The organism is Priestia sp. P1_B12_1, from assembly GCF_056406695.1.
Genome location: NZ_JBFTZR010000001.1, coordinates 964,504 through 978,804 on the forward strand (window position 1 = coordinate 964,504; position 14,301 = coordinate 978,804).

At 39.0% G+C, this 14,301-nt stretch carries 12 protein-coding genes; 3 read left to right on the forward strand and 9 right to left on the reverse strand.

Features of this window, described 5'->3' with window-relative positions; translation table 11 throughout:
* Positions 1 to 70: 70 nt before the first annotated feature.
* From pyk to dnaE, 6 genes are all read right to left on the reverse strand, one after another.
* Positions 71 to 1,831 carry a pyruvate kinase gene (gene pyk, locus AC1D0Y_RS05025; protein WP_028410522.1) on the reverse strand — a complete coding sequence of 587 codons (1,761 nt, stop codon included), beginning with the start codon at positions 1,829 to 1,831 and terminating at the stop codon, positions 71 to 73.
* A gap of 479 nt (positions 1,832 to 2,310) precedes the next feature.
* Positions 2,311 to 3,288: an acetyl-CoA carboxylase carboxyl transferase subunit alpha gene (gene accA, locus AC1D0Y_RS05030; RefSeq protein WP_013059450.1), complete on the reverse strand. Its 978-nt coding sequence runs from the start codon at positions 3,286 to 3,288 to the stop codon at positions 2,311 to 2,313.
* The gene (gene accD, locus AC1D0Y_RS05035; RefSeq protein ID WP_013059451.1) at positions 3,282 to 4,163 is read right to left on the reverse strand and encodes an acetyl-CoA carboxylase, carboxyltransferase subunit beta; all 882 of its coding nucleotides are present in this window, start codon (positions 4,161 to 4,163) and stop codon (positions 3,282 to 3,284) included. The genes accA and accD overlap by 7 nt, the downstream gene beginning before the upstream one ends.
* Positions 4,164 to 4,390: 227 nt before the next feature.
* Positions 4,391 to 4,993, reverse strand: a complete 603-nt coding sequence (locus tag AC1D0Y_RS05040) for a FadR/GntR family transcriptional regulator (RefSeq protein WP_221840659.1) — start codon at positions 4,991 to 4,993, stop codon at positions 4,391 to 4,393.
* A gap of 79 nt (positions 4,994 to 5,072) precedes the next feature.
* The gene (gene ystJ / locus AC1D0Y_RS05045; RefSeq protein ID WP_013059453.1) at positions 5,073 to 6,302 is read right to left on the reverse strand and encodes an NADP-dependent malic enzyme; all 1,230 of its coding nucleotides are present in this window, start codon (positions 6,300 to 6,302) and stop codon (positions 5,073 to 5,075) included.
* Between the two features lie 203 nt (positions 6,303 to 6,505).
* Positions 6,506 to 9,856, reverse strand: a complete 3,351-nt coding sequence (gene dnaE, locus AC1D0Y_RS05050; protein ID WP_477707361.1) for a DNA polymerase III subunit alpha — start codon at positions 9,854 to 9,856, stop codon at positions 6,506 to 6,508.
* Positions 9,857 to 9,997: 141 nt separating this feature from the next.
* Here dnaE and ytrH point away from each other — a divergent pair, with 141 nt between their 5' ends.
* Positions 9,998 to 10,333 carry a sporulation membrane protein YtrH gene (gene ytrH, locus AC1D0Y_RS05055; protein ID WP_013059455.1) on the forward strand — a complete coding sequence of 112 codons (336 nt, stop codon included), beginning with the start codon at positions 9,998 to 10,000 and terminating at the stop codon, positions 10,331 to 10,333.
* Positions 10,330 to 10,848: a sporulation membrane protein YtrI gene (gene ytrI, locus AC1D0Y_RS05060; protein ID WP_028410519.1), complete on the forward strand. Its 519-nt coding sequence runs from the start codon at positions 10,330 to 10,332 to the stop codon at positions 10,846 to 10,848. The genes ytrH and ytrI overlap by 4 nt, the downstream gene beginning before the upstream one ends.
* Before the next feature lie 38 nt (positions 10,849 to 10,886).
* Here the strand turns inward: ytrI and AC1D0Y_RS05065 are convergent, their stop codons facing one another.
* A complete protein-coding gene (locus tag AC1D0Y_RS05065) occupies positions 10,887 to 11,825 on the reverse strand; it encodes a DHH family phosphoesterase (RefSeq protein WP_028410518.1) in 939 nt (312 codons plus the stop codon).
* Between the two features lie 251 nt (positions 11,826 to 12,076).
* On the opposite strand from AC1D0Y_RS05065, the gene AC1D0Y_RS05070 reads away from it, so the two are divergent.
* The gene (locus tag AC1D0Y_RS05070; protein WP_060745481.1) at positions 12,077 to 12,373 is read left to right on the forward strand and encodes a YtpI family protein; all 297 of its coding nucleotides are present in this window, start codon (positions 12,077 to 12,079) and stop codon (positions 12,371 to 12,373) included.
* A gap of 26 nt (positions 12,374 to 12,399) precedes the next feature.
* On the opposite strand, the gene AC1D0Y_RS05075 is transcribed toward AC1D0Y_RS05070, so the two are convergent.
* Both AC1D0Y_RS05075 and AC1D0Y_RS05080 read right to left on the reverse strand, forming a co-directional pair.
* Entirely contained in the window at positions 12,400 to 13,716 is a 1,317-nt protein-coding gene (locus AC1D0Y_RS05075) for a CBS domain-containing protein (RefSeq protein WP_013059459.1), read from the reverse strand.
* A gap of 81 nt (positions 13,717 to 13,797) precedes the next feature.
* Positions 13,798 to 14,034, reverse strand: coding sequence for a hypothetical protein (locus AC1D0Y_RS05080; RefSeq protein WP_050688614.1), 237 nt, complete (start codon positions 14,032 to 14,034; stop codon positions 13,798 to 13,800).
* Positions 14,035 to 14,301 lie beyond the last annotated feature (267 nt).

Genomic DNA, 14,301 nt, shown 5'->3' on the forward strand with positions numbered 1-14,301 from the left:
TTCGCTTATTGAATTGCCTAAACAAAAAGAGAAGGATTCCCCTTCTCTTTTTTCTATCATCTACGTGTTCTTACAGTACGCTTGCGTGTCCGTTGTATACAACACCACGTGAAGCATCAACTGTAATATCTTGATCTTCTGAGAATACGCTTGTTGCGTTTTCTACGCCTACAATGACAGGAATGCTTAAGTTTAACCCTACTACAGCTGCATGGCTTGTTAGACCGCCTTCTTCTGTAATAAGAGCCCCTGCTTTTTCAATTGCACTGATCATATCGCGATCTGTGCTGTTTGTAACAAGGATAGCACCTTCAGTCATTTTTGCATTTGCTTCTTCAGCAGTTTTAGCAATAACTACTTTACCAACTGCTGCTTTACGACCAATTCCTTGTCCTTTAGCAAGAACGTCACCTACAACTTGAACTTTCATTAAGTTCGTTGCACCTGATTCTCCAACTGGAACACCAGCTGTAATAACCACTAAGTCGCCGTGTGCTACAACGCCTGTTTTTACTGCGTCATTTACAGCGTGATCTAACATATCGTCAATTGTATTTACGCGCTCACCAACAACTGGTGTAACACCCCATACTAGAGACAGACGACGTGCAACAGAATCATTTGCTGCAACAGCTACGATTGGAGATTGCGGACGATATTTAGAAACAATTTTCGCTGTATAACCACTTTCTGTTGGCGCTACGATTGCACTAGCGTTTAAGTTAAGCGCTGTGTGTACAACAGATTGTCCAATTGCATCTGTAATAGATGGGCCAACTTGCTTGCTGCGCTGTTGTAAAATCTCAGAGTAGTTTAGAGCTTGCTCAGCACGAGAAGCGATTGAATGCATTGTTTGTACAGCTTCAACTGGGTAAGAACCTGCAGCTGTTTCACCAGATAACATAATTGCATCTGTACCATCAAAGATAGCATTGGCAACGTCACTTGCTTCCGCACGAGTTGGACGCGGGTTGCGTTGCATTGAATCAAGCATTTGTGTAGCTGTAATAACTGGTTTGCCAAGCGCATTACATTGTTTGATTAAATCTTTTTGTACTAATGGTACTTCTTCAGCAGGAATTTCTACTCCTAAGTCACCACGAGCAACCATTAAACCGTCTGAAACTTCAAGAATTTCCTTGATGTTATCTACGCCTTCTTGGTTTTCAATTTTTGAGATGATTTGAATGTGAGCTGCATTGTGTTTTTCTAGTAGTTCACGAATTTCTAATACATCAGATGCGCGACGCACAAAAGAAGCAGCGATAAAATCAATGCCTTGTTCGATACCAAATACAATATCGTTAGCATCTTTTTCAGTGATACCAGGAAGGTTTACACTTACGTTTGGCACGTTTACACCTTTTTTATTTTTTAATGTACCTGGGTTAAGTACTTTTGTTTTGATTTCACCGTCAGTTTTATTGATTTCTAGTACTTCAAGACCGATTAAACCGTCATCTAAAAGGATTTTTGATCCTACGTGTACGTCTTCAATTAGACCTGGATATGTAATTGAGAATTTTTCAGTTGTTCCCACTACTTCTGTCATAGAAACAATGATTTCAGAGCCTTCTTGTAACTCAATTGCACCATTTTCCATTGTGTTTGTACGAATTTCAGGTCCTTTTGTATCAAGTAAGATACCTACTGTTTTACCTGTTTGTTTCGCAGCTTCACGAATGTTAACAATACGTGCACCGTGCTCTTCAAAGTCACCGTGAGAGAAGTTTAGACGACAAACGTTTAAGCCTGAGTTAATTAGTTCAACTAATTTTTCTACACTTTCACTCGCTGGTCCAATAGTACATACAATTTTAGTTTTACGCATTCAAATTTCCTCCTATATATTTACTATTTACTCTTTAGATAGGGCAAATAGCTATTTCTTTTACTAACCTTGTACTAGCAGGCTGTGAACAAATACTTTGTTGCCCTGACTTGTTCACCTTGCTTTACGTGTAACTTATGAAATACCTACGTAGCGCTGAATCAAATAGCAAACAAATACACAGCACTTTAACGATGAATTTCTTCATCGTTTGCTTCTTGTTTTACTATTCCCTGCAATTCATACAGCAATACTTGCTGCCTGATATGTCTTATATATCTCACGTTTTGGAGAAAAGACAAACGCTCGCACAGCTGCTAATAACCATAGGAAATTTTTAAAAAACACTCTTTTTCTACTTTTACTTAAAGGTTTTTGCTGTCTATAAAATACCACGAAGAACTTGTAAACACAATAGAGAAGGGCTATACAAACCGCACAAAAACGCGCACCCTTATTTTTCAAGAGTGCACGTTTCTTTATTTTATAGTAATGGCATCGTTTTCAGCTGCAAATTGTCCGATTTTTTTGTATTTTAAATAACGCTCTTCCACTAGCTCTTCTTTTGATAAATTCATCAGCTCTTTTAATGATTTCTTGATAATGCCCTCCATGTATCCAGCTTGTGCATCGATATCTCGGTGAGCTCCACCTTTTACCTCTGAAACCATTTCATCTACAATACCCAGTTCTTTCAAATCTGGTGCTGTAATCTTCATCGTTTCAGCAGCTTTTTTCGCAAGAGAAGAATCTTTCCAAAGAATGGCTGCCGCTCCTTCTGGAGAAATAACTGAATACGTGGAGTTCTCAAGCATATGAAGGTGATTTCCTAAACCTAATGCCAAGGCTCCCCCGCTTCCTCCTTCTCCAATTACAATGCAAATAACAGGTACAGTTAAGCCAGCCATTTCGAAAAGGTTTTTCGCAATAGCTTCGCTTTGTCCGCGCTCTTCTGCCGCTTTTCCTGGATAAGCTCCTTTTGTATCAATAAAGCAAATAATTGGGCGGTTAAATTTCTCCGCTTGCTTCATTAGACGTAGTGCTTTACGGTAGCCTTCAGGGTGAGGCATACCAAAATTACGGCGAATATTTTCTTTCGTATCTTTACCTCTCTGATGTCCAATCACGGTAACAGGCACGCCATTAAACTTGGCAATTCCTCCTACGATTGCTTCATCATCTCCATAAAAGCGATCTCCATGACACTCTAAAAAGTTTGTAAACAAGCGCGAAATATAATCGAGTGTTGTAGGACGCTCAGGATGACGAGCAATTTGAACACGGTTCCATGGGCTTAGATGATTGTAAATATCGTTTTCTACTTTTTCTAAGCGATTTTCTAACTTATCAATTTCGCTAGATAAATCCACTTCTGTGTTTTTAGCAAACTCTTTAAGCTCTGCAATCTTGTTTCGCAACTCGACAATTGGGCGTTCAAATTCTAATTCACTTACCACTCGATGTCACCTCCTGCTACGTGTATATCTAAAATAGTTGTTAACGTTTCTTTTAAATCATGACGGTCAATAACTCCGTCTAGCTGACCATGCTTCAACAGAAATTCCGACGTCTGAAAATCTTCTGGAAGCTCTTCTCTAATTGTTTGTTCAATAATACGTCTTCCAGCAAAGCCAATTAACGCGCCCGGCTCGGCTAAATTATAATCACCTAACGAAGCAAAGCTTGCTGACACGCCCCCTGTAGTAGGATGTGTCATAATCGAAATGATTAAGCCGCCTTCATCACTGAACATTTTAAGAGCTGCGCTAGTTTTAGCCATTTGCATCAAGCTCAGAACACCTTCTTGCATACGTGCACCGCCTGAAGCTGTAAAAATAAGGAATGGAACATGCATTTCCTTCGCTTTTTCAATGGCGCGAGTAATTTTCTCGCCGACTACAGAACCCATGCTTCCCATACGGAAGTGTGAATCCATAACAGCAACTACTACTTTAATGCCTTCAATATCTCCTTCACCCGTAACAATCGCTTCACTTAAATTAGTTTTCTCACGATCTTTTTCGAGCTTTTCAAGATAATCAGGGAACCCAAGAGGATTTTCTGACGTCATATCTTTGTCGTATTCAACAAACGTTCCGCTGTCGATTAAGCTTTCGATACGCTCTGGTGCTGTCATTTGATGATGATATCCACAGTTTAAGCATACTTTTAAGTTTTTATTTAACTCTTTCGTATACATTATTTTTTTACACTTTTTACACTTGGTCATAATTCCTTCAGGTACATCTTGTCTCATATGCTCAGAAGGAATCGTAGCATATTTTCGTTTTTTTGGAGTTTTTGTGTTTTTTGTAAATAAATCTCGTAACAAGGTGTAACCTCCTTTTGGTTCTTTTCTTTATCATAAGAACCTTTATTCTTCCTCTTCTTCTACTATTTACAAGTTGTGAAAATCCGCCTCAAATACAAATCAAGTGACGGATAGACAAAAATTGGACGAATTGTTCGCTTCACTTTATTAGTTGCTATTTACTTTACTAGATGACTGTTTGATTTTGTGTAGAAAGATGGCATGTCTCTTTCGACAAATTCCTTCTTTCACACTTGTTTGTAGCACTGATGGTGAAGATTTAATACAGCTGCTTCATCTTTTTTAGCTAACGCCTCTACTAATTCACTTATCAGAATGTCGCTTGGCGCTGAGTTTTGTTGAAAAGTTTGAGAAAAACGGCAAATAATCAGCCAGATTCGGTGTAGTAGCCGATTAGGCTGCAAAGAAAACAAATAGTCAAACAAGTTCTTCAAACAATCGTCATTCTGCTTTTGAATTGGTTTCGAAACATTGATTTCGTCCTGTTCCGCTAAAACAAAATACAAACAGCTCTTTTCAAGAATATATCTCGTTTGAATTAAATCTGATTTTGTTTTACCGTCTTGTACTAAAAAAGTAGCTAATAAATCAATAAATTGATGATCCCCTACTTCTTTAATAAACGTACCTTCACCTCTTCTAGTTTCAATCAACCCAATTAGCTCTAACGCTCTGAGCGCTTCTCGAACGGAAGAACGTCCTGCGCCTAACCGTTCAGAAAGCTCTCGTTCTGACGGGATTTTATCCCCCGTAGTTAAACGATCGTCTTCCATTAGCTGGCGAATTTGTTTTAGAATTTCTACATATACTTTTGAACGTTCATTCTTCAAGTTTACTACCACTCACTTTACATTACTTTAACAGGCATGCTTGAAGCATCATGCCTGTCAAAGAACAGTTGATGTAACCTTATTCAATAATCGCTAAGCGACGTGTGTTTTCAGCTACGGCTTCTGGCTTTACCTTTATTCGGGCAACGCCTGTTTCCATAGCTGCTTTTGCAACAGCGGCGGCTACTGCCGGAGCCACTCGTGCATCAAATGGACCTGGAATCACATAGTCTGTATTCAAGTCCTCTTCCGTAATTAAATTAGCAATAGCCTCAACTGCAGCCATTTTCATTTTTTCATTAATATGAGTAGCACGTACATCTAGTGCACCTCGGAATATCCCCGGAAACGCTAAGACATTGTTCACTTGATTAGGAAAATCAGAACGTCCGGTGCCGATTACTTTCGCGCCAGCTTTTTTAGCTTCTTCTGGCATAATTTCAGGCACCGGATTTGCCATTGCAAAAATGATTGGGTCTGGATTCATCTTTCCAATCATCTCCGGTGTGAGTGCTCCTTCAACCGACACTCCAATAAATACGTCAGCTTCTTCTAAGGCATCAGCTAACGTACCTTCTACTTTGCTTCGATTTGTATAGGCTGCAACTTCATCTTTTATACGGTTCATGCCGTGAGGACGCTTGTCATAAATCGTTCCTTTGGAATCACACATAATGATATCGCGCACTCCATAGCTGTATAATAATTTAATAATAGCAATGCCAGCAGCTCCTGCTCCATTTGCTACCACTTTGATTTGTGACATTTTTCTTCCTGTCAGCTTCAGGGCATTAAGAAGGCCCGCTACCGTAACAATAGCCGTCCCATGCTGATCATCATGAAAAACCGGGATATTTGTTTCCTTTTTCAACCGCTCTTCAATTTCAAAACAGTTAGGAGCCGCAATATCTTCTAAATTAACGCCTCCAAAAGTAGGTTCTAGCAATTTAACAGTTTCTATAATTTTGTCCACATCTGTCGTGTTTAAACAAATTGGGAATGCATCTACGCCGGCAAAACTTTTAAAAAGGACAGCTTTCCCTTCCATTACTGGCAGAGCAGCTTCAGGACCTATATTGCCCAAGCCCAATACGGCAGTGCCATCAGATACAACAGCTACCATATTTCCTTTCATCGTATATTCATATACATTGTTTACATCATCATATATTTCTTTGCAAGGTTCTGCTACACCAGGAGAATAAGCAAGGCTTAAATCCTCTGCGTTTCGAACAGGAATTTTGGACTTTGATTCTAGTTTACCTTTGTTAATGCGGTGCATATGCAATGCTTCTTCACGTAAAGACAATGAATTTCACTCCCAATAAACAAAATGATAACAAATACTGCGCCTGAACCATGTTCTTTCCCACACTACTCATATGATGTTATAAATCCAATTACATTTCATTTCAAGAAAAACGCATCTAATTCTTATATTTCATAAAAAACGGTGGTCAGACCACTTTTTTAACTATTTTACCATATAACATCACATGAAATCTGTAAAGACTATATCTTCTTGAACACAACGTGCTTCTCTCCTAGCATTGCTTTTAAAGTTTTTATTAACTCGTCGCTTCGTTCAATAGAATAGTGAACGGGAAGCTTGACCAATTGACGTTCTGCCTCATAATAAATTTTCACGGGGATTTCCCCTCTATGAGACTGAAAATGCTGGTAAATAGTATGAAGCAGCTTTTCTGTACCTTGCTTTGTTTCTATACGTAAGTATAATTCTTCTGAAGGTAGTTTTTGAACCGCCTCACTAGCAGCTTCAGCACGTTGACATACAATTTGCTGCTGCCCATTTCTTTCATCTATCTTTCCTTGTATCAGTAAAACTTTCCCTTGTTCAAACAGCAGACGATTCTGCTCAAATACGCGGGGAAACGCAACAACTTCTCCTTCTCCACTTTCATCCGTGATGCGTAAAAAGGCCATTTGCTCTCCTTTTTTCGTTCGAATGACGCGAATTTCCAACACAAATACTAAAAGAGAGACCGCTTTTCCTGAAGCGTATTCTTTCATATCGTGAAGAGAAACAACAGAATAAAAGGAATTCAGGGCTTCATACTGAGAAGCAGGGTGGCTTGATAAATAAAAACCTAGCATATCTTTTTCATACTGAAGCCGATCTTCTATTTTCAGTTCCTCTCTTTCCATATATTTAGGCTTTAACGAAAATTCATCTCCAAATCCAAAGTCATCATCTGGGAGTACCAAGCTTGCATGTTCAAACGCTACATCAATCGTTGCTAATAAAGTAGCTCGATTTTCTCCGAACTCATCAAAGCCTCCAGATAGAATCAAAGCTTCAAGCCCCTTTTTATTCACGGTTTTTTGTGAAACACGGGCACAAAAATCAAATAAGTCTTCAAATCTTTTTTTCTTTCGCTCTTCTGTTATTTCCTGCATAGCTGCTGCACCAATATGTTTAATGGCTGCAAGGCTATACCTTATACTTTCACCTTCTACGTTAAACGAATACATGCTCTTGTTAATAGAAGGCGGGAGAACTTGTATTTTTTTTCTTTTTAGTTCATTAATATATTGAGCAATTTTCCCTTCGTTTCCAATAACGCTCGTTAGTAAAGCTGAAAAGAACTGCAGCGGGTAATGTGCTTTCAAATAAGCTAACTGATAGGCTACCATACTGTAAGCAACGGCATGACTTCGGTTGAAGCCATAATCAGCAAAACGCACAATAAGGTCATACACTCGATTAGCAACAGATAGGTCATATCCTTTCTTCTTGCTTCCTTGGATAAAATGAGCTCGTTCACGATCCAGCACTGCCCGTTCTTTTTTACTAACTGCTCTTCTCAACAAATCTGCTTCTCCAAGAGAAAAACCGGCCATTTTTGAAGCAATCTGCATAATTTGCTCTTGATACACGATAACGCCGTGCGTGGATTGTAAAATGTCTTTAAGCGTAGGATGATCATATATTACCTTTTCCACTCCATGCTTGCGCTTAATATAGGTTGGAATATTTTCCATCGGACCAGGTCTATACAGCGCGTTAACTGCCACAATATCTTCTAGCTCTGTAGGTTTTAATTGCTGAAGCACTCTTCTCATTCCATCTGACTCTAACTGAAAAATACCGGTCGTATCCCCTTTACTCAGCAGTTCAAAAGTTTTCTGGTCGTTAAACGGTATATGAGACAGTGCCAGCTTTCGATTCATGTCCCGCTCAATTTTCTTTAAAATATGATCTAAAATGGTTAAGTTGCGCAAACCTAAAAAGTCCATTTTCAAAAGCCCAACGTCTTGCAGAGCTTCCATTGGATATTGCGTCAGATATACATCATCATGTCCTTCTTGTACAGCTACAGATTGCGTCAGCGGCTTCTCACTAATCACAACGCCTGCTGCATGCGTAGAAGTATGCCTTGGCAGTCCTTCTATCTTCATGGCAATGTTGTACCATTGTTTTCTGGCTTCATTTTCAGATAAATAGTCTTGAAGAACTCTTGAATCACGAAGAGCGCTTTTCAACGTTGTACCTGGTTTGGTTGGAATCGCTTTGGACATTTTGTTTAGCGCTTCTTGATCAAATCCCATCACTCTCCCTACATCACGTACGGCTGCTTTAGCTGCTAATGTTCCAAATGTAATGATTTGAGCTACATGCAGCGCTCCATATTTTTGAGCCACATACTGAATGACTTGATCTCGTTTGTTATCAGGAAAATCAATATCAATATCAGGCATCGAAATACGTTCAGGGTTTAAAAAGCGCTCAAATAAAAGCTGATGCTGAATTGGATCAACATTTGTAATTCGCAAGGCGTATGAGACCAGTGAGCCTGCCGCTGAACCACGGCCTGGGCCCGTTAAAATACCGTGTTCATGAGCATAATTCATAAAATCCCATACGATAAGAAAGTAATCACTAAAGCGCATATTTTCAATAATGTTCAGCTCATAATCCAAGCGTTCCTCATATTGTTCCGTGATCACTTGAACTCTTTCTTGCAATCCTTTTTCGCAGAGAGTGCGCAAGTAGGCTGATGATGTAACAGACGGGGGAACAGGATATTTTGGAATGGACATTACGCCTAGAGAAATTTCGAGCTCGCATCGTCTTGCGATTTTTATACTTTCTTCTATTAAAAAATGCTGGTCATGAAAGAGATCTTCCATTTCATCAGGTGATTTGAAATAGTACTCGCTGCTCTTACTTTTTACCTCTTCATCGCTATGTAATTTCTCTCCGTCTCGAATAGCTGCTAAACACTCATACGCATCCCGATCTTCTTTTTTTAAATATTTCACTTGATTCGTCGCAACAAGCGGGATATTTTCTTCAGCAGCAAGTTCCGTTAACTGCTGATTTATAAAAGCTTCATCCTGTCCGTGGCGCTGTATCGATATATACAAAGACTGCGAATATACTTTTTTAAAGAATTGAAGCACTCGCTTAGCATCTTGAAGTTTGTTTTCTGCTAGCAGAGTTTCAACTTCTCCAGTTACACCGGGTGTAATAGCAATCAACCCGCCGCTGTAATGATGGAGCCATTTTTTATTTACACCGTGTTTTTCCTTGGTTTGAACTAAACTGCTTAGTTTTAATAGATTTTCATATCCCTTATCATTTTCCGCTAACAAAACTAAAGGGTACGCTCGCTCGCTTTCTTCATGTTCTAGGATTGATAATGTGAGCCCAATAATTGGCTTGATCCCCGCTTTCATGCAGGCTTTATAAAAAGGAATGACTCCGTACATCACGTTTTCATCAGTCAAAGCAATCGCTTCATAGTTCATTTTCTTAGCTGTTTCTACAAGCTCATGAATACGAACGGAACTGCTTAATAAGCTATAAGAACTTTGAAGCTGCAAGTGAACAAAAGGCACAGGACTTCCCACCTTTCTTTAATTCTTTATTCTTATTATAAATTTTGTTGCCGGCGTAGACAAATTACATAACTCTGAGCGTTTGTCCATATATATGTAGGAAGCGTGATTCATTGATAAACTAGTAAAGGAGGACACGTCATGACAAAAGAGCCTTTTATGTCTCTTTTCATTTGGAGTTACTTCACTTCATTAGGTATTATTTTAGGCGGTTCATTAATTGGAGCATTTGCGGGGTTTTTAATTGGAAAATCTCCTTTATACGTCATGCATACCCTCAGCAATAGTTTGAAAATCTGGGCAATTGTCGGAGCAATTGGAGGAACATTTGATACGTTTTACAGCTTTGAGCGAGGACTCTTTGAAGGAGCCACAAAAGATGTATTCAAACAAATCCTTTTAATTCTATCCGCTATGGGAGGAGCTCAGACCGGGGCTCTTATCATCAAGTGGTTAACTCAGGAGCATTTTGTATGAGGGTACCCAGCGAGCGAATGTTCAAGCGCTCCGACTGGCAGCGTTTTTTTGCCGGTATAGTCATTGGAGCAATTGTTAGCTGGGGTGTGTTTTTAACGATTTATGGCGTTTCAAGAGATAGAGAGCTAGAAGAAGTTCGAATTGCTAATGATAAGCTAGAAAAAGCAAATTTGCAAATTAGCGCATGGCAAGAAGATGTAAAAGCATTAAACAAGGAAATGAAGCAGCATTTAATTATTCAGAATGTGAAAGTAAAATTAGTAAACGGCAATCGTTATAAAGTAAACTCTGTGGTTGAATACAATATTCAAAAAAGTGTGGACAAAGAAGCACAGCACTTAATTGCCCAAGATATTGAAAGTGCGTATCGAAGCAGGGATATCTTAAAAAAAGCAATTGAAAATAAAAAATACGAATTCGATAAAACGATTTATGAAGTTGAAGTTCATCAAATTTATTTTTATACAACGCTTTCGATTGAAGTTCGAATTAAAAAGATGGAAAAAGTACTATAAAAAGCCGCTGATTTAAAATCAACGGCTTATTTTACAGATTACTGCTGACTGCAGAGCTCTTCTAAATCAAGTAGTAAAGGCTCTACTTCTTCCCATGAATAAATGGAAGCGCCGGACGCAAGAGGATGGCCTCCTCCGTTGTATTTTCTAGCAATTGTATTAATGACAAGCTCTTTTGAACGAAGGCGAACACGAATTTGATTTTCTTCCTCCACAAAAAACACCCACGTTTTTACTCCATCAATTTGCCCTAACGAACCGACTAGCTGAGAAGCATCAGCTGGTGTCACATCATATTTTCGAAGAATTTCATTTGGAATTTTCATATGAGCAACTCCTGCTGGAGACATCGTAAAGTTTTGCAGCACATATCCGTGTAAGTGAGCGACGTTTTCTTTTGTTTTGTATAACTGATCATATACATCTTTAAAATTGAAACCATATTGAATCAATTCACTTGCATAGCAAAACGTTTTCGGCTTTGTATTTGGAAATAAAAATCGACCCGTATCTCCGACGATACCGCTGAAGATCAGCTTTGCTCCTTCATCATTCAGAGATAAACCCTTTTCTTTTCCTTCTAAGTAAAATTCATAAATCATTTCGCTTGTTGAAGAAGCAGACGTCTCAACCCAAAGCAAATCACCGTAAGGAGTTTGGTTTGGATGGTGATCAATTTTAATGACCATTTTTCCATTTACGTAGCGCTGATCTGATACTCGTGCTTCATTAGCCGTATCACAAACAATGACAAGCGCACCCTCATAGGTCTCATCAGCGATATCATCCATCCGGTATAAAAATTTTAATGACTCCGCTTCTTCTCCCGTTACGTATACCTTCTTCTCCGGAAAAGATGTTTTTAACAATTCCGCTAATCCGCACTGAGATCCGTATGCATCTGGATCTGGACGAATATGCCGGTGAATAATGATGGTGTCAAACTGCTTAATAGCTTCTAATATTTGTGCTTTCATTTTCTCTCTCCTGTCAATACTGTTCTTGTTTTATGTACGCACCACGTGCACTTACATTTCCACAGCGCTGTATCCATATTATTTATTAAATCATATCTCTTCTCTTTTTTAAAAGAAGAATCAATCAATAGTAGAATTTTCTGTCATCAGCCTGTAAAATAATAGATACTACTGTAAACACTTTCAACACTACTGATTACTAGCATCTAGAAACATTACGGATAGAAATACACCGGACTGGAGGGGCGTCTGTGCCATTTTTTATGATTTTAATCGTTGTGTCCTTTGTTTTCTACATGTATTTAAAAGTAAAATACGTACGTTCGAAACGCCCAATGGAACGAAAATGGATTTCCGCTAAGTCGAGTATTTGTCTTGGCTCTTTTGTATTATTTTTTGGAATCAATCAATGGTTTATTTACGAAACAAGCCTTTCGCTTATTATCGGCATACTATTTGTATTATTCGGTTCAGGCAGCATATTAGCAGGTATCAAAGCTTACAAGTACTATCAGCCTTATGTAATAAAAGAAGCTGATCAAATGTAAAAGAAGCTGCAGAGCAGCTTCTTTTTTTATACTCTTTCCAATAACTGAGCCATCATCATCGCTTTCCCTACTACAACCCCGGCATTGTAGACTTCTACATCTAATTTAGCAAACTTCCGACCAAGTTCTAATAGCTTAGGACGAATTTCAATTACGCTTTCAATTTGAACTGGCTTAATAAAATAAACGGTGATGTTTTCAATAACCAAATCACCTTTTTTATATAAGCGAAGAACACGATTGGCGGCTTCCGTTACAATAGTAGTGAAAACTCCGTATGAAATAGTCCCCATATAATTCGTCATTTGCGGCGTTACTTCACAGCGATACACAGGTGCTTCTTTTGTCTCTTGTACATCCATAAATTGATTGGTTACAATGTCGTCAATGGTTTCTCCTACCTGCGGTTGACGCTGAATCATTTGCAGCGCCTTTAAAACATCTTGACGGCTGATAATGCCCTCTAGCCGGTGGTAATCATCCACTACAGGCAGCACTTCAATCCCTTCCCATACCATCATATGCGCAGAAGAAGCGACCGATGTTTTCCCGTGAACCGTCATCGGATTTTTCGTCATTACTTTTTCAATTGAAGTAGAAAGGTCATATCCAATAACATCTTTTGAAGTGACCATACCGTGAACTTTCATATGCTGATCCACTACAGGAAAACGACTGTGGTGAGTCTTATCGTTACATTCATGCCATTTTTCAATCGTATCGGTTAACTGCAAGCTAACCGCTTCAGAGATAGGTGTTAAAATATCCTCTACAAGCACAATTTCTTTTTTTATCAGCTGATCATAAATAGCACGGTTAATCATCGTTGCAACTGTAAACGTGTCATAGCTCGTTGAAATAATAGGAAGCTTAAGATCATCCGCAAGCTTCTTAACCCATTCTTCCGTATCAAAGCCGCCCGTAATTAACACGGCTGCTCCTGCTTCAAGAGCTAATTCATGAGCGTTTACTCGATTCCCTACGATAAGAAGGTTTCCGGCCTCGGTATATCTCATCATAGCATCAAGCTTCATCGCTCCAATAACAAACTTGTTTAACGTTTTATGCAAGCCTTCACGTCCGCCCAGCACTTGTCCATCCACGATGTTTACTACTTCAGCAAACGTGAGCTTTTCAATGTTTTCTTTTTTCTTTCGTTCAATTCGAATGGTCCCAACTCGTTCAATCGTTGAAACATATCCTTTATTTTCCGCGTCTTTTATTGCTCGGTACGCCGTGCCTTCACTGACATTCAGTTCTTTGGCAATTTGGCGCACTGAAATTTTTTCACCAATTGGAAGCGAATCGATATACTGTAAAATTTGCTCATGTTTTGTCGCCACGTGTACTTCACCCTTCTAAAACGTTTTTACGTTTCATATGTCTTTTCTTTTATTATACGGGGGAAGTGAAATGGATTCAATCTAACCTCTTTGACGCAAAGGCTTTCTCGCACTATTTTTTTGAATACTTGCCTTCTTGCGGCGCGGTGCATAAAGCAGTGATGACAAATTGCCTCCGGCTACAAAAAGAGCAAAGGTAAGCCAGCTTATACTAAAAATCCCTTGCAAACTCGAAGTTGTTAACACTAAGTGCGGCATTGCATAGTAAAGCATCACTCCGCATAGTAAAAGCGATAAAATAACTCGATTTTTTTCCATAGCTCTCCCTCCTTATTATTACTATCGTATGCAGGGAAGTAAAAAAAGCAGAACGTTTCTTTGCAAATAAAAAGAGATTAGGACATAACTGCATCGATTCAATCTAAAGACGAACAAATGTGAGACATGAGCTGAACCGCTTGTGACACCGCAGTTGATTTGCGTGCAAGACTTCGCTTTCCGCGGGAGTCTTCGTCTTGCCCTCCAATCAACAGCTAGAAGCCGCTACATATATGAAACCTACGTTCACCTTAACAATAAAAAAAG

Bases quoted from the DNA above. Each gene is read 5' to 3' on its own strand.
- ytrH (WP_013059455.1), top strand. From the start codon at position 9,998: ATGACAAAAGAGCCTTTTATGTCTCTTTTCATTTGGAGTTACTTCACT.
- pyk (WP_028410522.1), bottom strand. From the start codon at position 1,831: ATGCGTAAAACTAAAATTGTATGTACTATTGGACCAGCGAGTGAAAGT.
- ytrI (WP_028410519.1), top strand. From the start codon at position 10,330: ATGAGGGTACCCAGCGAGCGAATGTTCAAGCGCTCCGACTGGCAGCGT.
- AC1D0Y_RS05065 (WP_028410518.1), bottom strand. From the start codon at position 11,825: ATGAAAGCACAAATATTAGAAGCTATTAAGCAGTTTGACACCATCATT.
- AC1D0Y_RS05080 (WP_050688614.1), bottom strand. From the start codon at position 14,034: ATGGAAAAAAATCGAGTTATTTTATCGCTTTTACTATGCGGAGTGATG.